This is a genomic window from Thalassococcus halodurans, from assembly GCF_900108225.1.
In the GTDB taxonomy this organism is placed as follows: Bacteria; Pseudomonadota; Alphaproteobacteria; order Rhodobacterales; family Rhodobacteraceae; genus Thalassococcus; species Thalassococcus halodurans.
In genome coordinates, this window is the sequence record NZ_FNUZ01000001.1 from 787037 (window position 1) to 807235 (window position 20199).

General features: G+C 59.3%; 19 protein-coding genes. 8 read left to right on the plus strand and 11 right to left on the minus strand.

The features are described 5' to 3' along the window. Nucleotides 1-12: 12 nt before the first annotated feature. From atpA to C4S59_RS03870, 3 genes are all read right to left on the minus strand, one after another. Complete coding sequence (gene atpA, locus C4S59_RS03860) at nt 13-1551, minus strand: F0F1 ATP synthase subunit alpha (RefSeq protein WP_103909129.1); 1539 nt, start codon at nt 1549-1551, stop codon at nt 13-15. After that, a complete protein-coding gene (locus C4S59_RS03865; protein ID WP_103909130.1) occupies nt 1552-2118 on the minus strand; it encodes a F0F1 ATP synthase subunit delta in 567 nt (188 codons plus the stop codon). A 314-nt stretch (nt 2119-2432) separates the two neighbouring features. Further along, entirely contained in the window at nt 2433-3182 is a 750-nt protein-coding gene (locus C4S59_RS03870; RefSeq protein WP_103909131.1) for a class I SAM-dependent methyltransferase, read from the minus strand. A 62-nt stretch (nt 3183-3244) separates the two neighbouring features. Here C4S59_RS03870 and gloB point away from each other — a divergent pair, with 62 nt between their 5' ends. From gloB to C4S59_RS03885, 3 genes are all read left to right on the plus strand, one after another. Next, complete coding sequence (gene gloB, locus C4S59_RS03875; RefSeq protein WP_103909132.1) at nt 3245-4006, plus strand: hydroxyacylglutathione hydrolase; 762 nt, start codon at nt 3245-3247, stop codon at nt 4004-4006. Nucleotides 4007-4154: 148 nt separating this feature from the next. Then, a complete protein-coding gene (gene clpA / locus C4S59_RS03880) occupies nt 4155-6482 on the plus strand; it encodes an ATP-dependent Clp protease ATP-binding subunit ClpA (protein ID WP_103909133.1) in 2328 nt (775 codons plus the stop codon). Further along, nucleotides 6482-7441 carry a M23 family metallopeptidase gene (locus tag C4S59_RS03885; RefSeq protein WP_103909134.1) on the plus strand — a complete coding sequence of 320 codons (960 nt, stop codon included), beginning with the start codon at nt 6482-6484 and terminating at the stop codon, nt 7439-7441. Before clpA ends, C4S59_RS03885 begins: the two co-directional genes overlap by 1 nt. 5 nt (nt 7442-7446) lie before the next feature. Here C4S59_RS03885 and C4S59_RS03890 read toward each other — a convergent pair whose 3' ends face one another. Genes C4S59_RS03890 through C4S59_RS03900 form a run of 3 tightly spaced genes read right to left on the minus strand, consistent with a single transcriptional unit; the run spans nt 7447 to nt 11373 of the window. Further along, entirely contained in the window at nt 7447-9552 is a 2106-nt protein-coding gene (locus C4S59_RS03890; protein ID WP_103909135.1) for a peptidoglycan -binding protein, read from the minus strand. Between the two features lie 3 nt (nt 9553-9555). Further along, nucleotides 9556-10773, minus strand: coding sequence for a biopolymer transporter ExbB (locus tag C4S59_RS03895; RefSeq protein WP_103909136.1), 1218 nt, complete (start codon nt 10771-10773; stop codon nt 9556-9558). Between the two features lie 54 nt (nt 10774-10827). After that, a complete protein-coding gene (locus C4S59_RS03900) occupies nt 10828-11373 on the minus strand; it encodes a gamma-glutamylcyclotransferase (protein ID WP_103909137.1) in 546 nt (181 codons plus the stop codon). Nucleotides 11374-11440: 67 nt separating this feature from the next. Between C4S59_RS03900 and C4S59_RS03905 the strand changes: the two genes are divergently transcribed. Further along, nucleotides 11441-12391, plus strand: a complete 951-nt coding sequence (locus C4S59_RS03905; protein ID WP_160006744.1) for a DUF2125 domain-containing protein — start codon at nt 11441-11443, stop codon at nt 12389-12391. Between the two features lie 57 nt (nt 12392-12448). Then, nucleotides 12449-13723, plus strand: coding sequence for an acetylornithine deacetylase/succinyl-diaminopimelate desuccinylase family protein (locus C4S59_RS03910; RefSeq protein WP_103909139.1), 1275 nt, complete (start codon nt 12449-12451; stop codon nt 13721-13723). 12 nt (nt 13724-13735) lie between these two features. Here C4S59_RS03910 and C4S59_RS03915 read toward each other — a convergent pair whose 3' ends face one another. The 3 genes from C4S59_RS03915 to panB form a co-directional block, all read right to left on the minus strand. Continuing rightward, a complete protein-coding gene (locus C4S59_RS03915; protein WP_103909140.1) occupies nt 13736-14404 on the minus strand; it encodes a Hint domain-containing protein in 669 nt (222 codons plus the stop codon). A gap of 123 nt (nt 14405-14527) precedes the next feature. Then, nucleotides 14528-15370: a pantoate--beta-alanine ligase gene (gene panC, locus C4S59_RS03920; RefSeq protein ID WP_103909141.1), complete on the minus strand. Its 843-nt coding sequence runs from the start codon at nt 15368-15370 to the stop codon at nt 14528-14530. Between the two features lie 11 nt (nt 15371-15381). After that, nucleotides 15382-16215: a 3-methyl-2-oxobutanoate hydroxymethyltransferase gene (panB, locus tag C4S59_RS03925; protein ID WP_103909142.1), complete on the minus strand. Its 834-nt coding sequence runs from the start codon at nt 16213-16215 to the stop codon at nt 15382-15384. A gap of 330 nt (nt 16216-16545) precedes the next feature. On the opposite strand from panB, the gene C4S59_RS03930 reads away from it, so the two are divergent. Genes C4S59_RS03930 through C4S59_RS03940 form a run of 3 tightly spaced genes read left to right on the plus strand, consistent with a single transcriptional unit; the run spans nt 16546 to nt 18796 of the window. Beyond that, nucleotides 16546-17040: a hypothetical protein gene (locus tag C4S59_RS03930; RefSeq protein ID WP_103909143.1), complete on the plus strand. Its 495-nt coding sequence runs from the start codon at nt 16546-16548 to the stop codon at nt 17038-17040. A gap of 21 nt (nt 17041-17061) precedes the next feature. Next, the gene (locus C4S59_RS03935; RefSeq protein WP_103909144.1) at nt 17062-17802 is read left to right on the plus strand and encodes a glucose 1-dehydrogenase; all 741 of its coding nucleotides are present in this window, start codon (nt 17062-17064) and stop codon (nt 17800-17802) included. Then, complete coding sequence (locus tag C4S59_RS03940) at nt 17786-18796, plus strand: P1 family peptidase (protein ID WP_234994666.1); 1011 nt, start codon at nt 17786-17788, stop codon at nt 18794-18796. The genes C4S59_RS03935 and C4S59_RS03940 overlap by 17 nt, the downstream gene beginning before the upstream one ends. Before the next feature lies 1 nt (nt 18797). On the opposite strand, the gene C4S59_RS03945 is transcribed toward C4S59_RS03940, so the two are convergent. Then, nucleotides 18798-19589: an SseB family protein gene (locus C4S59_RS03945; protein ID WP_103909146.1), complete on the minus strand. Its 792-nt coding sequence runs from the start codon at nt 19587-19589 to the stop codon at nt 18798-18800. Next, complete coding sequence (locus C4S59_RS03950) at nt 19567-20169, minus strand: uracil-DNA glycosylase family protein (RefSeq protein WP_103909417.1); 603 nt, start codon at nt 20167-20169, stop codon at nt 19567-19569. Before C4S59_RS03950 ends, C4S59_RS03945 begins: the two co-directional genes overlap by 23 nt. Nucleotides 20170-20199: the final 30 nt, after the last annotated feature.

A 20199-nucleotide genomic window follows, 5' to 3' on the forward strand; every position in this document is an offset into this window, starting at 1 on the left:
CTTATCTCCCCCTTACGCGAAGTCAGCGGCGAATTCGTCCAGAACGGCCTTAACTTTGTCTGCGGCATCGCCCTTGATCTTGGGATCTTCGTTTGTGATCCAAGCCAGAAGGTCTGCATGCTTGTTGCGCAGGAAGTTCAGCAGCTCTGTTTCGTAGCGACCAACATCCTTCAGCGCGACCTTGTCGAGGTAACCGTTTGTACCTGCAAAGATGATGCAGACGATTTCCGAGTTGGTCAGCGGCGAGTACTGCGGCTGCTTCATCAGTTCTGTCAGACGCGCACCACGGTTCAGCAGCTGCTGAGTTGCGGCGTCAAGGTCGGAACCGAACTGGGCGAAGGCCGCCATTTCGCGGTACTGAGCCAGCGACAGTTTAACCGGACCGGCAACCGAGGACATCGCTTTGGTCTGAGCGGACGAACCAACGCGGGAAACCGACAGACCGGTGTTAACCGCAGGACGGATACCCTGGTAGAACAGTTCTGTTTCAAGGAAGATCTGGCCGTCGGTGATCGAGATCACGTTGGTCGGAATAAATGCCGAAACGTCACCACCCTGAGTTTCGATGATCGGCAGAGCTGTCAACGAACCGTTGCCGTGATCGTCGCCCATTTTCGCCGAACGCTCGAGCAGACGCGAGTGGAGGTAGAAAACGTCGCCCGGGTAAGCTTCACGGCCCGGCGGGCGGCGCAGCAGCAGGGACATCTGACGGTAGGAAACAGCCTGCTTGGACAGGTCATCATAGATGATCAGAGCGTGACGGCCGTTGTCGCGGAAGTATTCGCCCATCGCTGTCGCTGTGTAGGGTGCCAGGTACTGCATCGGCGCCGGATCGGACGCTGTCGCTGCAACAACGATCGAGTACTCGATCGCGCCTGTTTCTTCCAGTTTCTTCACCAGCTGAGCAACTGTGGAACGCTTCTGGCCAACCGCAACGTATACGCAGTACAGCTTTTTGCTTTCGTCGTCGCCGGCGGCTTCGTTGTAGGACTTCTGGTTCAGGATCGCGTCCAGAGCAACAGCAGTCTTACCTGTCTGACGGTCGCCAATGATCAGCTCTCGCTGGCCACGGCCGATCGGGATCATCGCGTCAACGGCTTTCAGGCCAGTCGCCATCGGTTCGTGAACCGATTTACGCGGCATGATGCCCGGCGCTTTAACATCCGCAACCGAACGCTGCTTTGCTTCGATCGGGCCTTTGCCGTCCAGCGGGTTACCCAGACCGTCTACAACGCGACCCAGCAGAGCTTCGCCCACCGGAACGTCCACGATCGAGTTTGTACGCTTAACAACGTCGCCTTCTTTAATGTCACGGTCAGAACCGAAGATAACAACACCAACGTTGTCTGTCTCAAGGTTCAGTGCCATGCCGCGAATTCCGCCGGGGAATTCGACCATTTCACCGGCCTGAACGTTATCAAGGCCGTGAACGCGGGCAATACCGTCACCAACGGAAAGCACACGACCCACTTCGGCAACTTCGGCTTCTTGGCCAAAGTTTTTGATCTGCTCCTTTAGGATCGCAGAAATTTCGGCTGCTTGGATACCCATTTATCCGACCTCTTTCATTGCATTCTGGAGGGAGTTGAGTTTCGAGCGGATCGACGTGTCGATCATTTTCGAACCCACTTTAACGACAAGACCGCCGATGAGTGCTTCATCAACGGTCGCATTAATCTTCACATCCTTGCCAACCTGCGCTTTCAGCGTTTCGGCAAGTTTCTTGGACTGAGCGGCGGTCAGCTTCACGGCAGATGTGACATCCGCTGTTACTTCGCCTTTGTGCTCGGAAATCATGTCGCGCAGGCTGGCGATCAGCGCCGGCAGCACGAACAGACGACGCTTGGATGCCATCAGGCCCAGCATATTCGTCACAATATCGGTAAGTCCCATTTTCTTCGCGACAGCAGTGATAGCCTGCCCTTGTGTGTCGCGCGAATAAACAGGAGAGTTGATCAGGTCCCGCAGATCATCACTGTCTGCAAGGGCCGCCGCCAGGGCATCGACATTCGCTTCGAGCGTGCCGATCGCGTTTTCTTCCTTGGCGATGTCGAACACGGCTGCAGCATATCGGTCTGCGATGCCGGAGGAAATCGAAGCTGATTCAGACACGTCCATCCTTCCGCTAACAAGCCCCCGTGGCCCCGTTTGAAGGGGACCCGAGAGCGGTCAAGCTGTCCTGACGACTTTGCCAAGACAGTAAAATCAGCGCGGATGTAGCAGAGCATCCCCCACCTAGCAACATGCTTAGAGGCTTAAATGTGACCTAACGTGCCATTAGTTCCTATGTTAACGCTAAGGGTGCGACCATGTGCGCAGGGCAAACGACCTAGATTCAACAATTTTCCCCTTGCACAGTGATTCTGCACTGCCGCGAAATTTATTCTGACCCTAGACAAATGTCTGTGTGATCACAAAACGAGGGAATCGCTTTAAACGGGTTTCGCCGCGTTGGCCGGTTTCGGTGACAGCACATCCAGCGGGTTCAGGACCCGTGCCGCTTCGCCCACGCCACGCGGTCGCGGCGGATAGCGCTTGGACGCCCGTACCACCATCACGCCACCTGCCATCACCGCGGGCACCGATCGTCCGATCTGTTCCCAGACCGGACCGGTCTTCATCCAGAAGCGGCGCGTCGACGGCGGTTGATACAACAGCGACGAATGGGTGTTCGGCAGAAAGTCGTGATAGCGAAGCTGCGTTTCCAGCTGACCCCGCGAATAGGGCCGCCCATAGCCGAAAGGCGTGCGATCCGACCGCGCCCAAAGCCCGCTTCGGTTCGGCACGATAAACAGCGCCTCGCCCCCCGGCCCCAAAACGCGATAGCATTCATCCAAAACCGCCGTCGGGTTCTCGGATGTTTCCAGCCCGTGCATGACCACCAGCTTATCGACATGCCCCGTTTCCAGCGGCCATTGCGTTTCGTTCGACAGGACCGACACATTCGGCATGCCTGCAGGCCAGTGGATCACACCCTGCGGCGCAGGCATCAGTGCCACAACGCGCCGCGCCTCTTGCAGGAAAGGGCGCAGCAACGGGGCCGCAAAGCCGAAACCCGCTACGGTTTGCCCATGCACATCGCTCCAGAATTCGCGCACATGCGTCCGGATCACCTTTTGCGCCGCACGGCCCAAGGCGTTGCGGTAATAAAAACTGTGAAGATCACGGACATCTAGGTGCATTGCAGTGTCGATCCTGATGCGGTTGACTGGGGACACTTTTACAAAGCGCGCAAGGAAAGACCATGCCTCTTGAAATCGTGACGATCCCCTGCCTGAGCGACAACTACGCTTATCTGGTCAATGGCCCCGACGGCGTGGCCCTGATTGATGCACCAGAAGCCGGACCGATTATCGCAGCTCTGGAAGAACGCGGCTGGTCGCTGGGCGTTATCATGATCACGCACCACCATCACGATCACGTGGGCGCCGTGGCCGAGTTGAAAGAGAAATACGGCTGCATGGTCATGGGCCCCGAGGCCGAGAAAGACAAACTGCCCCCGTTGGACTTTGCCCTGCCCGACGGATTTTCCGGCGGAAATGGCGATGGCCTGTGTCAGGTGATGTCCGTGCCGGGCCACACGCTGGGGCACATCGCTTATTATTACCCCAAGGCGAACGCCATCTTTACCGCAGACAGCCTGATGGCGCTGGGCTGCGGGCGTCTGTTCGAAGGCACGCCGGAAATGATGCACGAAAGCCTGTCCAAACTGGCAGCCCTGCCGCCGGAAACGATGATCTACTCGGGCCACGAATATACAGCGTCGAACGCAAAATTCGCGCTGACTATTGAACCGGACAACGCTGATCTTATTTCTAGATCTGAGGCCATTGCCGAGGACCGGCGCAACAACAGGCCCACTGTTCCTGCATCTCTTTCGCTAGAACTTGCTACCAATCCGTTCCTGCGCGCCTCGGAAATGTCGGTGCGTCGCCAACTTGGCATGATTGATGCCACCGATACGGAAGTGTTCGCTGAAATTCGCGCGCGGAAGGATAGTTTCTAATCCGTATGGTCAAAAAACGCGCTATGAATAAGATTGTGAGCAAAAGAAATGCAGTTTTCACTTGAAGGTCCACAGCAATCGACCAAACTTTAATACCAAGAGGCAATGCTGAGGCGACAGTCACGGCGCAGACAAGAGGAGCACTCCAGTGCCTTCATTCTCAAACACCCTAGAGCAGGCCATCCACGCAGCGTTGGCATTGGCGAATACACGTTCCCACGAATTCGCGACTCTCGAACATTTGCTGTTGGCATTGATCGATGAGCCCGATGCAGCACGGGTGATGAAGGCCTGTGACGTAGACACCGAAGAACTCCGGACAACTCTGGTCGAGTTTATCGACGACGACCTGTCGAATCTGGAAACAGAAACAGAAGGGTCCGAGGCTGTTCCCACAGCCGCGTTCCAGCGCGTGATCCAGCGCGCCGCGATCCATGTCCAGTCTTCGGGCCGGACAGAGGTCACAGGCGCGAATGTTCTGGTCGCAATCTTTGCCGAACGCGAATCCAACGCGGCCTACTTCCTGCAGGAACAGGACATGACCCGCTACGATGCGGTGAACTTCATCGCGCATGGCGTGGCCAAGAACCCTGCCTACGGCGAAAGCCGTCCGGTCACAGGCGCCAGCGACGAAGAAGAAACCGTTTCTGCCGACACCTCAAACCCCGGCGAACAGAAAGAATCCGCGCTGGCGAAATACTGCGTCGATCTGAACGCCAAAGCACGCAAAGGCGACGTTGATCCGCTGATCGGTCGCTCGGGCGAAGTTGAACGCTGCATTCAGGTGCTGTGCCGCCGCCGCAAGAACAACCCACTTCTGGTGGGCGATCCGGGCGTGGGCAAAACCGCCATCGCCGAAGGTCTGGCACGTAAGATCGTCAACGGCGACACCCCCGAGGTGCTGTCGAACACCACGATCTATTCGCTTGATATGGGCGCACTTCTGGCGGGCACACGGTATCGCGGGGATTTCGAGGAACGCCTGAAGGCTGTTGTCACCGAACTGGAAGAGCATGAAGACGCTGTTCTGTTCATCGATGAAATCCACACCGTGATCGGTGCGGGTGCCACATCGGGCGGCGCAATGGATGCATCCAACCTTCTGAAGCCCGCGCTTCAGGGTGGCAAACTGCGCACCATGGGCTCGACCACTTATAAAGAGTTCCGTCAGCACTTTGAAAAAGACCGCGCCCTGTCGCGTCGTTTCCAGAAGATCGACGTGAACGAACCGTCGGTTCCGGACACCATCAAGATCCTCAAGGGCCTGAAGCCCTACTTCGAGGAACACCACGGCGTGAAATACACAGCCGAAGCCGTGAAAACGGCAGTGGAACTGTCTGCGCGTTATATCAATGACCGCAAACTGCCGGACAAAGCGATCGACGTGATCGACGAAGCGGGTGCCGCACAGCACCTGCTGCCCGACAGCAAGCGTCGCAAAACCATCGGCCCGAAGGAGATCGAGGATATCGTGGCGAAGATCGCCCGCATCCCCCCGAAAAACGTGTCGAAAAGCGATGCAGAGGTTCTCAAAGACCTCGAAAAATCGCTCAAGCGCGTGGTCTTTGGTCAGGACAACGCCATCGTGGCGCTGTCGTCCGCAATCAAACTGGCGCGTGCCGGTCTGCGTGAACCTGAAAAGCCCATCGGCAACTACCTGTTCGCCGGACCGACCGGTGTGGGTAAAACCGAGGTCGCCAAGCAACTGGCGGACACACTGGGCGTGGAATTGCTGCGTTTTGATATGTCCGAGTACATGGAGAAACACGCCGTTTCCCGTCTGATCGGTGCACCTCCGGGCTATGTAGGCTTTGATCAGGGTGGTCAGTTGACCGATGGCGTTGATCAGCATCCGCACTGCGTGTTGCTGCTCGATGAAATCGAAAAAGCGCACCCCGATGTCTACAACATCCTGCTGCAGGTCATGGACCACGGCACGTTGACAGATCACAACGGGCGCACCGTTGATTTCCGCAACGTGATCCTGATCATGACATCGAACGCAGGTGCCGCAGAGCAGGCGAAGGCCGCAATCGGCTTTGGTCGTGATCGTCGCGAAGGCGAAGACACAGCCGCGATCGAACGCACCTTCACACCTGAATTCCGCAACCGTTTGGACGCCGTGATCAGCTTCCAGCCGCTGCCGAAAGAGGTCATCCTGCAGGTCGTCGAAAAGTTCGTGTTGCAGCTTGAAGCCCAGCTTCTAGATCGCAACGTGACCATCGAACTGACCCGTCCGGCCGCTGAGTGGCTGGCTGACAAGGGCTATGATGACAAAATGGGTGCGCGTCCGCTGGGCCGTGTCATTCAGGAACACATCAAAAAGCCGCTGGCCGAAGAACTGCTGTTCGGCAAGCTTCAGAAAGGCGGCGTGGTGCGTGTTGCGGTCAAGGATGGCAATCTGGATCTGCAACTGTCCGGCCCTGAAAAACGTCGCATTTCGGGCAGCAAGCCCCCGCTTCTGACCGCCGACTGATGCGCGCGACATATGTCGCTTTGATTTGCGCCTCTGCCGTCCCCGCGATGGCAGAGGCGCCGTTTCTTCAGCTACCGCTTGATTGCGTCTATGGCGAAACCTGCGTGGTCGAAGATTACGTGGATGCCGATCCAACCGACCGTCAGCACGATTTCACCTGTGGCCTGAAATCACGCAACGGGCATCGCGGCACGGATTTTGCGCTGATGTCGGATGCCAAACTGGCTGACAACGTGCAGGTGCTGGCCGCCGCCGATGGCATTGTTCAGGTCACCCGCGATGGCGTTCTGGACCAACCCTACACCGCCGCCATCGCCCCGCAGCTAAAGGGCAAGGAATGCGGCAACGCCGTTCGGATCGGGCACCCGAACGGGTATCAGACGCTCTACTGTCATCTGAAAAAGGGCAGCATCGCGGTTCAAACCGGCGATGCGGTCACGGCTGGAACACCCCTTGGCGCCGTCGGGATGAGCGGGCAGTCAAACTTCGCCCATCTGCATTTCACGGTCCTGAAGGACGGTCAGGTTGTTGATCCGTTTTCGCCCACACCAAAGGACACCTGCGGTTGGGATGGAGAAACGCTGTGGCTGACCGACCTGCCCTATTCGACCACCGGCCTGTTCACCGCCAGCTTCACCACGTGGATGCCGCGCATGGCGCATGTGCAATCCGGTGCCGCGCGGCGGGTTGATGCGACGCCACAGGATGATCTTCTGCTGTATGGTTTTGCCTTCTACGCGGAAACCGGCGACCAGATGACGTTCGAGGCAACAGGCCCCAACGGCCCCATTTTCGCCGACACCGTGACCATCGACAAAGGCCAAACGCAACTGTTCCGCACGTTCGGACGCAAGGCCCCTGACGGCGGCTGGATGCCCGGCGATTACACCGGCACGGTAAAGCTGACCCGCGACGGGCAGGTTCTGGCCATCCGCAATGCGCAAATCCGCATCGAATAGGCGGCTTACTTTTCGGTCAGCTTCAACTCGATCCGCCGGTTCTGGGCACGCGCCTCGGCAGTGTCATCGGTATTGATCGGCTGATACTGGCCAAAGCCGTTCGCCGACAGGCGATCCGGCGGGATGCCAAGGAAGTTCGACATAAAGCGCACCACCGACAGGGCACGCGCCTGCGACAGTTCCCAGTTATCAGCGAACTGACCGAAACCGGACAGAGGGATGTTGTCGGTATGGCCATCAACGCGGATCACCCAATCGATCTCGGGCGGGATATCGGCGGCGATGTCGCGCAGGATTTGCGCAATGCCCGCGATCTGGCGCTGACCCGCTGGTGAAAGTTCTGCACCACCTGGCGGAAAAAGAACCTCGGATGAAAAGACAAACCGGTCGCCTTCGATCCGCACCCCATCCCGTTCACCAATCAGTTCACGCAGACGCCCAAAGAATTCGGACCGGTAGTTCGCCAGATCAGCAGCCTCGGCTTCAAGCCGCTTGCGCTCGGCTTCTTCCAGCTCGCGACGGCGGCGCTCTTCTGCGGCAGCACGGGCCAACGCAGCATTCAGATCGCTGCCCAAGGATTGCAGCTGGACCTGAGCGGCAGCATCGCGCGCCTTGGCATCGTCAAGAATAGCCTGCAGCGACCCAAGCTGTTCCCGCAGCGCGGCCACCTGCTGGTTCAAAAGCTCTGCTTCTTTCTGGGCGGCCGTGGCGCGAGCGACTTCTGTACTGAGTTCAGACTGCGCCGCAGCCAGCAATGCAGCCTGTCGTTCGGCCTCGGACATCGCTTCTTGTGTTTCGGCATCCGCAGCCAGTTCTGCGGCCAGAGCCGCCGCCAGACGCTGACGCAATTCTTCTTTGCTGCCAGACAGTTCCTCTTGCGTGCTAAGGGCGGCAGCCAGTTGGGCGCGCAAGGTTTCTTCGGTTGTGGTCAGCTTGGCCTTTTCTGCCAAGGCCGCAGCCAGTTCTGCACGAAGCTGTTCTTCGGTCGCGACCAATGTTGTTTGTGTGGCTTTCAATTCCGCCAGCTCGCGCCGCAAGTCATCTTGGGACAACTTGGTTTCTTCAAGATTGGCCAACGCGTTGGCCAGCTGAGTGCGCAATTCCTGCTCGACCGCGTTCGCCGTTTCCTGTGACGCCAACAAGGCGTCCAAACGCTGTTCAAGGTCCGTGACACGTTCGCTTTCCTGACGGCGCGCCAATAGCGCAGCAGTCAGGTCGCTGGTCAGATCAGCCTGTGCTGAGCGTGCCGCCGCAAGCAGGGTCAAGGTTTCCTCCGCCTCTTTGCGCTGCGCTTCCAGTGACAGGGTCATGGCGGTCAGCTCTGCATCCGCCTCTTCCAGCCGTTTGCGCAGGGCGGCGGCGGCTTCGGCTTCGGCAAGGCGCGCAGCCTCTTCTTCGGTCAGCGAGGTGTTCAGGTCATCGACCTGCCCGGACAACTGACCGATCCGCGTTTCGGCATCCGCATTCTTGGCCTCAAGATCGGCGATCAGGGCCTCTAATGCCTCGCGTCGCGCGGCTGCAAGGCGGGCGGCTTCTTCGCCTGCGTCAATCTCGGACCGCGCCGCCGCCAAGGCAAGGTTCAGCGCGTCGCGTTCATCGACCAGCGCCGCGCGGGCGGCGTCGATTTCGTCTCGGCTGGCGATCAAATCCGATATCCGCGCATTCGCCGCGTCCTGATCCGCCAAAAGCGCAGCAACGCGATCCTCGAACTCGACAATACGGGCGGCTGCGGCCTCAAGTTCCGCCGCTTGCTGGTCGCGCGTCGCGGTCAGGGCGTTGATGATGGATTGGCGTTCGGCCAGTTGCGCTTCGCGGTCGACCAGCGTGGCGTTCAAGGCCCCCAGCCGGTTTTCCAGCGCAGTGTTTTCCTGCTGCTCCATGCCCAGCGCGGCGGCCAGTTCCGCCAGTTCGGCCGACAGCACATCCAACTGGTCCGATTGCCGTGACAGTTCGTCGGCCTGACCCGTGATGGTTTCCCGCAGCACGAACTGGATCACCATAAAGATGGTCAGCACGAACATCAGCACCAGCAAAAGGCCGGTCATCGCATCGACAAAGCCAGGCCAGATCGAGGCCTGAAACCGCTGTCCGCTGCGACGGGACAGTGCCATGGCTTAGTCTTCCTGCCGCAGAGGCCGTACAACAACCTTCTGCGGCTTGGCGTTCGCTTCAGCCTGACGTCCGATGCGCGTCAGGATGCGGTTCAACGTGGCCAGATCGGTGCGCAGTTCCGCCATGCTTTCCTGACGGCCCGCTGCCATTTCTTCCAGAATGCGCAGCATCTGAACGTCGATCGACCGCAGGCGCATCCGGCTTTCGCTATCAAAGCCATCTTCAGCCTCGCGGTTCTGCAGAACCGAAATCAGACGTTCCTGACCTTCGGCGATGCGCATCATCGCGGTGCTGGACGGCGCGGTCGCCTCGATGCGTTCGGTCAACCGTTCGACTGAATCGGCCAATTGCCCAAGGCGCGCTTCGATTTCCGAGCGGCTTTCCTCGGACCGCGCGAACAGCATCTGCATGCTTTCCATCTGGTCCGCGACCTGCTCTAGCGCCATCGCCGCGCCGGACATCTCATCCGTGCCTTCCGCCCCACCATGGGACAGGCCGATGCGGGTGATCGACGACAGCCATTCCTCAAGTTCACGGTAGAACCGGTTCTGGCCGTGGCCCGCGAACAGTTCGAGCAAACCAACCACCAGCGACCCCGCCAGACCCAGAAGGGATGAGGCAAAGGCCACGCCCATACCGCCAAGCTGGCTTTCCAGTCCGGTCATCAGACGCCCGAACAGTTCGCCCCCTGTTTCGCCCTCTTGCGGAACAAGGCTGCGGATCGTGTCCACCAGCGCAGGAACGGTGGTGGCAAGGCCATAGAACGTACCCAAAAGCCCGAGGAAAATCAGCAGCGATACGATGTAGCGCGTGATTTCGCGGGCTTCATCAATCCGCTGTGCAACGGAATCCAGAATGGACCGGCTGGACGTCGTGGTGATCTGCATGCGCTGGCCACGGGTCCGCAGCAGCGCCGCCAAGGGCGCCAACATCTGAGGGGCGCGCGCAGCAGTCGCCACGTTGTTACCCCGCGCAAACCCTTCGATCCAACGGACCGAGTTCACAAGCTGCGCCACCTGCCAGAAACAGGCCAGCACGCCAACAATGAACACGAAAAAGATGAACCCGTTCAGGTACAGGTTCTGTTCGAAGACCGGCAGAACACTCGGCAGGGCCATCACAAGCCCGAGGGCAGACAGTCCTAGCGCCGCCAGCATCATCAGGATCTGGCGGATCGGTTGCGAAAAATGCGGCTCGGCCTCGAGGTCCGGCTGATCCATAAGACCGCTCCTGACACGTTTGTATTTCGTCAGGAAAACCCTAGCGGGCAATTTTTAACAAGCCAAGCCTTGTGCGCTAAGTGCCCGAACACGTTCATCCAGCCATTGCAGTTCTGCATCGGGAATACCCAAAACGCGCAACCGGTCCACCGTGTTGTGCAGGTATTCCGTGTTGGGGCCACGTCCGCCGACCGCTTTGGCGATAATCTGTGCCTGCTCTTCCAACGGAAGCCCGCCGCAGTACTGGTTGTGATCCGCGTCAATCACGTAAGTGACGGCGGACACGGTGCTGCCATCGGCCAAGGCGATATCGCACATGCGTTCAAGATAGGCCGACGACACCAATTCGCGTTCGCGCAGATATTCCAGCGTCTCTTCGGTCTTGTCCGGATGCGCCGCCAGCGCCAGCCCGTGGCATTCCGCCTGATCTTCGGCATCCAGCGCCAACACCAGACCAGGGTCTTCAGCCGTGCCACGGTGATGGATCGACCGCATGCAAAAGCTGCGGCGATACCCCGACAGGCGCGCAGGGCGCGTGTCGACCACCTCGAAACCGGGGTTCCACAAAAGCGATCCGTATCCGAAAACCCAAAGGGTCATGTTCACTGGTCCTTGTCCGTTTGGCGTTATATCTACCAAAGCAGATCGCGCGAAAAGGGGCCGAGTGATGAAGAAGCTGTTATTTGTAATTGTCGCTGCGGCACTGGCGTGGTCGGGCTACTGGTTTTTTCAGGCCAACGCGCTGAAAACCGCGATCGATGACTGGAAGGCACGCGAAATCGCCGCCGGTCGTGATGTCAGCTTTTCCGATGTGTCAGTTGCAGGCTTTCCGAACCGTCTGGACACAACCTTTACCGATCTTGTGATCGCAAACCCCGACTCGGGCTGGTCATGGAGCGCTCCGCAGTTTCAGATCCTGCGCATGGTCTATAGCGACCGCCAGATGATCTTTGCCTTCCCGAACAGCCAGCAGATTGCGAACCAGTCCAACGACTGGACAATCACCAGCGAACGCCTGCTGGCCAGCTTCCGACGTGACGGGGATGATGCGCTGATCCGGTTTATCGCCGAAGCCCCGTTTCTGAACATCAAAAGCAGCGACGGCACATCCACGGCCTTGGCCGCTGTGAACTTTGCCATCGAGCAGACCGATGTCGAACCTGGCCTGTATCGCGCGATCCTGTCGGCGGATGCCGCCGCCCGTTCGGACGAGGCAACGGTCGATGGCCTGACCGCGCAATCCGAACTGCGCTTTGCCGCCCCCCTGACACCGGGCAAGGACCGCCCCGCGATCCAGCAGATCAACCTGAAGTCCGCCGAATACGGGCTTGGCGATACGCGCATCACACTGGATGGCGAATTCGACGTGGACAAACGTGGCCGCCTGACCGGCGATCTGGCGTTTGAAACCGAAAACTGGCGCGCATTGTTGGAACAGGCGCAGGACGAATGGGGGCTTGGCCGCGACGGCGTGCGGTTCCTGAATGACGTGCTGACGCTTGTCGCCTCGCTTCAGGGCAACCGTGACCAGTTGAACGTCAAACTGCGCCTGAACAAAGGCGTTGTGTCGCTCGGGCCCCTGCCTGTCGGTCAAATTCCCCCGATCCCGCAGCCCTAAGGCCTTGCTCACCGGCGGTTTCCCGACAAGGATGACGGCAAGATACCGGAGAGTTTGATGACCGACGCCTTGCAGCACCGAATTGAGGGGATGCGCGATGATCTGATCACGCTGACGCAGGATTTGATCCGCATTCCCACGCTGAACCCGCCGGGCGAAAACTATGTGGCGATTTGCGATCTGCTGAAACAACGCCTGTCGGCCAAAGGCTTTGAAACCACTCTGATCCGTGCCGAAGGTGCGCCCGGCGATTGCGAAAAATATCCCCGCTGGAACATCGTCGCGCGGTATGAGGGCACCAAGCCCGGCCCTTGCGTGCATTTCAACGGCCATACCGATGTGGTCGAAGTTGGTGCAGGCTGGACCTATGATCCTTTCGCCGCCACGCTGGACGGCGACCGCATCTACGGGCGCGGGGCCTGCGATATGAAGGGCGGGCTGGCCGCTGCGATCATCGCCGCCGAGGCATTTATTCAGGAACATCCCGACTTTGCCGGTGCCATCGAAATCAGTGGCACAGCGGATGAGGAATCCGGCGGCTACGGCGGTGTCGCCCATCTGGCGCAGGAGGGCTGGTTTGATCCTGCCCGCGTGCAGCATGTGATCATCCCCGAACCACTGGGCAAGGATCGCATCTGTCTGGGCCATCGCGGCGGATGGTGGGCAGAAATCGAAACCAAGGGCGAAATTGCCCATGGATCGATGCCTTTCTTGGGTGACTGTGCGATCCGGCATATGGGCGCGGTGTTAGAGCAGTTCGAAACCACGCTGTACCCCGCCATGGCCGCACGGCGCACCGAAATGCCGGTGATCCCCGATGGCGCGCGGGCCTCGACCATGAACATCAACGCCATTCACGGTGGCCAGCCGGAAGAGCCCGAAGACAGCACTGCCCTGCCCGCCCATTGCGTGCCAGACAGCTGCCGCATCACCATCGACCGCCGCTTTCTGGCGGAAGAGCCGATTGATCAGGTCGAAGGCGAAATCCGTGACATTCTGGACGGGCTAAAGGCCAACCGCCCCAAGTTCGACTATGAACTGCGCGAACTGAACCGCGTTCTACCGTCGATGACCGACGAAGACGCGCCTGTGGTCAGCACCGTCAAAGCCGCGATTGCTGAAACCCTTGGCCAAGACCCCAGCTTTGTCGCCTCGCCCGGCAGCTATGACCAGAAACACATCGACCGGATCGGTAAACTGAAGAACTGCATCGCTTACGGACCCGGCGTGCTAGAACTGGCGCATAAGCCGGATGAATGGATTGGCGTCACCGACATGATCGATAGCGCCAAGGTCATGGGCCGGACGTTGGAAAAGCTGCTGCTTAGTTAACCGCGATAACGGTCATAAAGGGCGGTAGTCCGGCGGTGGCCCGTATGGCCCGCCTCCTTTGCACTTCACCGCAATAGCATCTTCGCCGACGAAAAAATATCCGTTTGACTGTGTGTGGATGGAAATCAGTTCGCGGGGAGTTTCCGCGGTTTCAGTGGTCATTTGCACAGCCTCAAGCAATGACAACTGGTCGCGAGAGCCGGCAAGCTGATAGAAATTCGCCGGTAGGAAAAGCTGCCCTGACATTACCGGCCCAGAAACTGTCATTATCGGCTGCGATATAGACATTTCTATCGTTCTGTCCTTGCCTGTGCGCAGCGTCAGCACCTGATCATGATCTGATTTGTGCACATGCGCCACGTCATCAGCCAAGACATTTCTATCAGCGTCGCAGGCGAGAATACGATCGCCTTGCCCAACCTCTGCGATTTTTCGTGTGGATCCATCGGCCATCCAGATCAGCGTATCCGGCGCCAGGCAACCATGCGACACCGGCGGATCCTGTTTGTAGATGTAGTGATGTTGGACGCCGACAGGATGTTCTCTGACATGCCTTTCGATTATTCCGGCAACGTCAGCAGGATCAACGTAAGCACCGATAAAAGTGTAGGGATGCCCATCGCTTTTGCAGTAAATCGCGGTTTTCGTAGACGCTTTGTCGCCAGATTTATCCGAAGCCATTGCTTAATTCACCTCATGCTTTTGGGGGCTCCCGCCCCTTCCCAAGCTGTCGCTCGTAGTCTTGGGCGGACGAAAAGCCTTGGTCACAAGGGATCGTCACAACCATAAGATTATCTGTCAATATTAAACCGCGATATTGTCGATCAGACGCACGCCGTCGATCCATGCGGCAGCAAACAGGCGCGCGGGTTCGTCAAGCCGTTCCATCAGACGCAGGTTCAGCTTGGCGCGCAGATCAAGGTATTCGACCTCGGTAAAGCCTGCGGCCAGAATGTTGGCGGTGGCCTCTTCCAGCGCGGGTTTCAGCGCGCGTCCTGCGTTTACCTCATCCGCCAGTTTCTGCATCTGGGCATAGAGCACAGGCGCTGCGGCGCGGCCGTCTTTGGTTAGGCGAGCGTTGCGCGAAGACAAAGCCAGACCGTCGTCATCGCGAATGGTCGGACAGCCCGTAATGTCGATCGGAATATCCAGATCGGTCGCCATGCGCTTCACGACCTGAAGCTGCTGGAAATCCTTTTCACCGAAGAACGCCTTATCGGCACCGGTTTGCAGGAACAGCTTGGACACGACCGTCGCCACACCATCAAAATGGCCTGGACGATGCGCACCGCACAGAACGTCAGTCAGCCCTTCAACCGAAACGGTTGTCGCGAAACCCTCGGGGTACATCGTTGCGCCATCTGGCACATAGATCGCGTCCACACCGAAGGGCGCCAGTTTCACGGCGTCGTCCTCTTCGGTACGGGGATAGTTCGCCAGATCCTCGGCCGAGTTGAACTGCTTGGGGTTCACGAAGATGGTCACGATCACCCGATCCGCGCCCGCTTTGGCCGCTTCAACAAGGCTCAGGTGACCGGCGTGCAGCGCACCCATGGTCGGGACCACGGCCACACACTCACCTTTGGATTTCCACTCGGAAACAGCCGCGCGCAGGGCGGGCAGGGAACGAATAATAGGGGCTGTCACGTCAAAGGTTCCTATGACTTCTTCGCAGGGGCCTGATCGGCAAAGACATGCTCCGGCCCGGGGAATGCGCGGGCGCGGACGTCTTTGGCGTATTCTGCAATCGCCTCTTCTGCGCCATGGCCCAGTTCGGCGTAGCGCTTGACGAATTTGGCTTTAAACTTGGTGAACAGACCAAGCATGTCATCAACCACCAGAATCTGGCCATCACAGCCAGCCGAGGCACCGATCCCGATTGTCGGTATATGCACCTCTGCCGTAACTTCGTTCGCGAGTTTTTCCGGCACTTTTTCCAGAACGACAGCAAAGGCACCGGCATCCGCTACGGCCTTGGCATCTGCCATCAGGGCATCACCTGCCGCGCCGCGACCCTGCACCTTGTAACCGCCCAGTGTGTTGATCGATTGGGGCGTCAGGCCGACATGCGCCATCACAGGCACACCGCGCGATGTCAGAAAGCGGATGGTTTCAGCCATCGCAACGCCACCTTCCAGCTTGACGGCACCGGCCTCGGTTTCGGCCATCAGACGGGCGGCATTGCGGAACGCCTGCTCGGGGCTTTCTTCGTAAGATCCAAACGGCATATCGACGACCATCATCGCCGATTTCAGACCACGGCGCACGGCTTTGCCATGCATGATCATCATGTCCATCGTCACGCCCAGCGTCGATGGCAGACCGTGCAGCACCATTCCAAGGCTGTCACCCACCAGAACAAAGTCGCAATGCGCGTCCATCCATTCGGCCATAGGGGTGGTGTAAGCTGTCAAACTGACGATCGGCGTGCCGCCTTTCATGGCACGGATATCATCCGGCAACGGGGCCTGTTTGCGTGCGGTGGCGCTCATTCCGGGTCTCCTCCGAACCAGTCACTGCGGCCTGCAATAACATTTGCGCTGCGATTGCTAAAGCCCTGTTAGCGCCAGCGGCACTTCCGCGACGCTGCGTCCCGCCCAGCGCACACCGGTTAGACCTATGTAAACATTGAATTATTGCAACCCAAGCCACGAAGTGTCGCAGACTATCGCACATGCGGCATTGCAGCATCGGAGTGGGCAAATCCACGAAATGCCGCCCCAGCGGATCGAATCCAAACAAAACCTTTACCCGGTACTCTTGTTTCACTCCGGTCCAGAGCTAGGACAAATAGAAGGGGACGCTCAGCATGTGTGAGGCTGATGTACCGACTGAAGACAATTCTTGCCCTTGTGTGCTTTGCAACGGCGACTTCCTCGGTATTCGGCGTGGTGAACAGTCAGTTCATCTATGCTGTTGGGCCTTCTTTCTTTGACGAATTCGTATTCGAGAAATACGCAATTCCTGAGCACTGGAACGAATACCTCAGGGTCTCGGTTGCAGGTTTCCAAGCGGCTTGGTGGATGGGTCCGCTTCTCTCCATTCCTGTCTTTGTGATCGGCTTTGCCCTGATCGAAAACCAGCGCCGGCTTTTTTCCGCTGGCTGGCGCGCAATCGCTTTGGCTTTCTTCATTGCATTGACGGGCAGCCTGTTTGGCTATCTTCTGGCTTATGCGGTTGTTCCCGACGATCTGGTCGCGCGCGAGAAGGGCTATTTGTACGCCTCGACGATGTGGACAGCCGTTTACTGGAGCGGCGCAGTGTCGCTTCCGGTGGCATTATGGCTGATGTTTCTGGAAGGGAACCCGGCCGACTGACAGACCAAACGGGAGGGGTCTATGAAGCTGGCAGGGAAAAAAGCGATCGTCACAGGCGGCGGATCCGGGTTCGGCGCAGGGATCGTAAAACGGTTTCTGGAAGAAGGCGCGCAGGTGCTTGTGGCCGATATCAATCTGGATGCGGCCAAAACCATCGCTGACAACGATCAGGCCATCGCCTGCCATGTGGATGTGTCCAAAGGCGACAGCGTCAATGCGATGATCGCCACGGCCATGTCCGATCTGGGCGGCGTCGATATCCTGATCAACAACGCGGGCATCACCCATCTTCCCGCCCCCATGGAAGAGGTCAGCGAGGACGATTTCGACCGCGTCTTTGCGGTGAATTGCAAATCCGTCTACCTTACCGCCCGCGCCTTGGTCCCGCATTTCAAAGCCGCCAGTGCTGGCTGCATTCTGAACATCGCCTCGACCGCTGGCGTGTCCCCCCGCCCGCGTCTGAACTGGTACAACGCATCGAAAGGCTGGATGATCACAGCCACCCGCGCCATGGCGGTGGAACTGGCCCCCATGGGCATCCGCGTGAACGCGCTGAACCCTGTGGCGGGCGAAACGCCGTTGCTGTCCAGCTTCATGGGCGAAGACACCCCCGAGATGCGCGCCAAATTCCTGTCGACCATCCCCTTGGGCCGCTTTTCCACCCCCAACGATCTGGCGGCGGCGGCGACGTTTCTATGCTCAGAAGATGCCTCGATGATCACTGGTGTCTGTATGGAGGTCGATGGTGGCCGCTGCATCTAAGGCTGGGCCGCGCAATCTGATCACCGACGTCGCGGGCCTGTCTGTCGGCAACGCACAAGACGATGGTCTGAAATCCGGCACGACGGTGCTGGTCTGTGATGAGCCCGCGGTTTGTTCCGTGTCCGTCATGGGCGGCGCACCGGGGACACGCGAAACCGATTTGTTGGAGCCTGACAAAACGGCCCCCGGCGTGGATGCTTTGGTTCTATCCGGCGGCAGCGCCTTTGGCCTTGCCGCAGCGCAGGGCGTAATGGATGCGCTTCATAAAGAGGGGCGCGGCTTTCCGGTTTTGTCGGCCCGCGTTCCGATTGTGCCCGCGGCGATCCTGTTTGATTTGCTGAATGGCGGCGGGAAAGACTGGGGCGACAACCCCTATCCTGCTTTAGGGGCACAGGCCCTTGCCGCTGCGTCAGATACGTTTGCTTTGGGCAGCGTCGGTGCAGGTACCGGCGCACAAACCGCGCAGGTCAAAGGCGGCTTGGGATCGGCATCGATGGTGGTCGATGGGATCACCGTAGGCGCCTTGGTCGCCGTGAACCCCATGGGTTGCGTCACGACGCCGTCCGGCCAACATTTCTGGGCCGCGCCTTTTGAAATCGGGGATGAGTTCGGCGGTCTGGGCAGCGAACCTACCCAAGGTCTGCAGGACCTGCAGCCAAGCGCCAAGTTCTCCGCCATGGCCGGTCTGGGCAACACCACCATCGCAATTGTCGCGACCGATGCGGTCATCACCAAAGCGCAGGCCAAACGGCTGGCGGTTGCGGCGCATGACGGGATGGCCCGCGCGATAGTCCCGTCGCACAGTCCGTTCGACGGCGATCTGGTGTTTGCCTTGGGTACCGGCAAAAAGGCGCTGGATACTCCGGATATACAGCTGGCCGCGCTCGGCCACGCCGGATCAGTCTGCCTTGCCCGCGCCATCGCCCGCGCGGTGTGGGAAGCGACGCCCGCCAAGGGCGACACGCTACCCACATTCCGCGAAACGTTGGGCTAGATCAGCGCAGCTTTGGTGGCTTGTCCGGATCCATCCCCGGCGCCGACGGTGCCACAGGCTGCGGCACCTGCGGTTCGGGCAGGTCAAAGCGCAACCCCACGCGTGCCAAAGATGCCGCCGCAGGATCGTCATCCTCCAAGAAAGCCACGTCCAGCGCGCCTGCCTCGATGCCGGAAAACACCAGCGCTTCGTTGATGGCACGGGCCAGAGGCGCCTGGGCACCGGCACGGGCGCCCGTGATCCCGAGGATATGGCCGCGCGACCCGTCATCATAGGTCACGCCCGCAAGATACGCCTTGCGCGCCAGACCGGTGGCGGTGCTGAGTTTCGTGTCCAGCGCCGTGATCAGGATTTCGGGTAGGCCTTGCGGCGCGCTGAATTCAGACGGGCGTGCCTCGGCCTCTTGCGGGCCTTCGGTCAGGGTTTCGGCCAACCAAGCGACACCTTCGGGCGGGATCAAATGCGACGATGGCGCGACCTCAAGGTTCAGGCCAAGGCCAACCCCCTGCCCCGCCAAAACGCCCGCGATGACGCGGCCGGATAGGGCCGCATAGGGCGCGATCTTACCCACGAATTCGGCCAGCCGTTCTTCACGGTCGAATACCAGCACGAAACTCGCGTCGGTCAGTTCAAACACCTCGGGGTCCAGCACTTCGCCCTCGGCTTCTTTCTTCAACAGCAGAAACAGCTCTGAATCCGCCAGTCGTTCATAGAACCGCAAGCGCGCAGCGTCGTCTTGCGGCGCGGCCTCCATGGCGGCGAATGCATCATCAAGGGGTGTCGTCTCGGCCATTCAGAACCTCCTTCACGCGGGTCTGTAGAGCGGGCAGCGCATCGGTTTCGAACCACGGGTTTCGTTTCAACCATGCGGTATTCCGCCAGGACGGATGGGGCAAGGGCATCTTTTCCGGCATTTGGTCACGCCACGCGAAAACGCGGTCGGTCACAGGCTGTGTGCCACCCAAATGATAGCGGTGCGCATAGCCGCCGACGATGACCTGAAATTGCAGATCGGTCAGGGTTTTGAACACCCGATCGTGCCATGTTTCGCCACAGATCGTCGGGGGCGGCAGATCGGCCCCTTTCGCGTCATAGCCCGGAAAACAGAACGCCATAGGCACGATGGCAATCACGTCCCGGTCATAAAACGTGGCGCGATCAATGCCCAACCAGTCGCGCAACCTGTCGCCGGATCGGTCGTCAAAAGGCTTGCCGCTTTCATGCACCCGCAGCCCTGGCGCCTGCCCCGCGATCAGCAAACGCGCGGTCGGCCGGAACCACGCGACAGGGCGCGGGACGTGGCGCGATGCGGTCACGCGGAAGCGATCAGCGCACAAACGGCAAGTGGTGATTTGATGCAGCAGGTCATCCATGGGCCAAGATGTAGGGCATCCGCGCCCGAG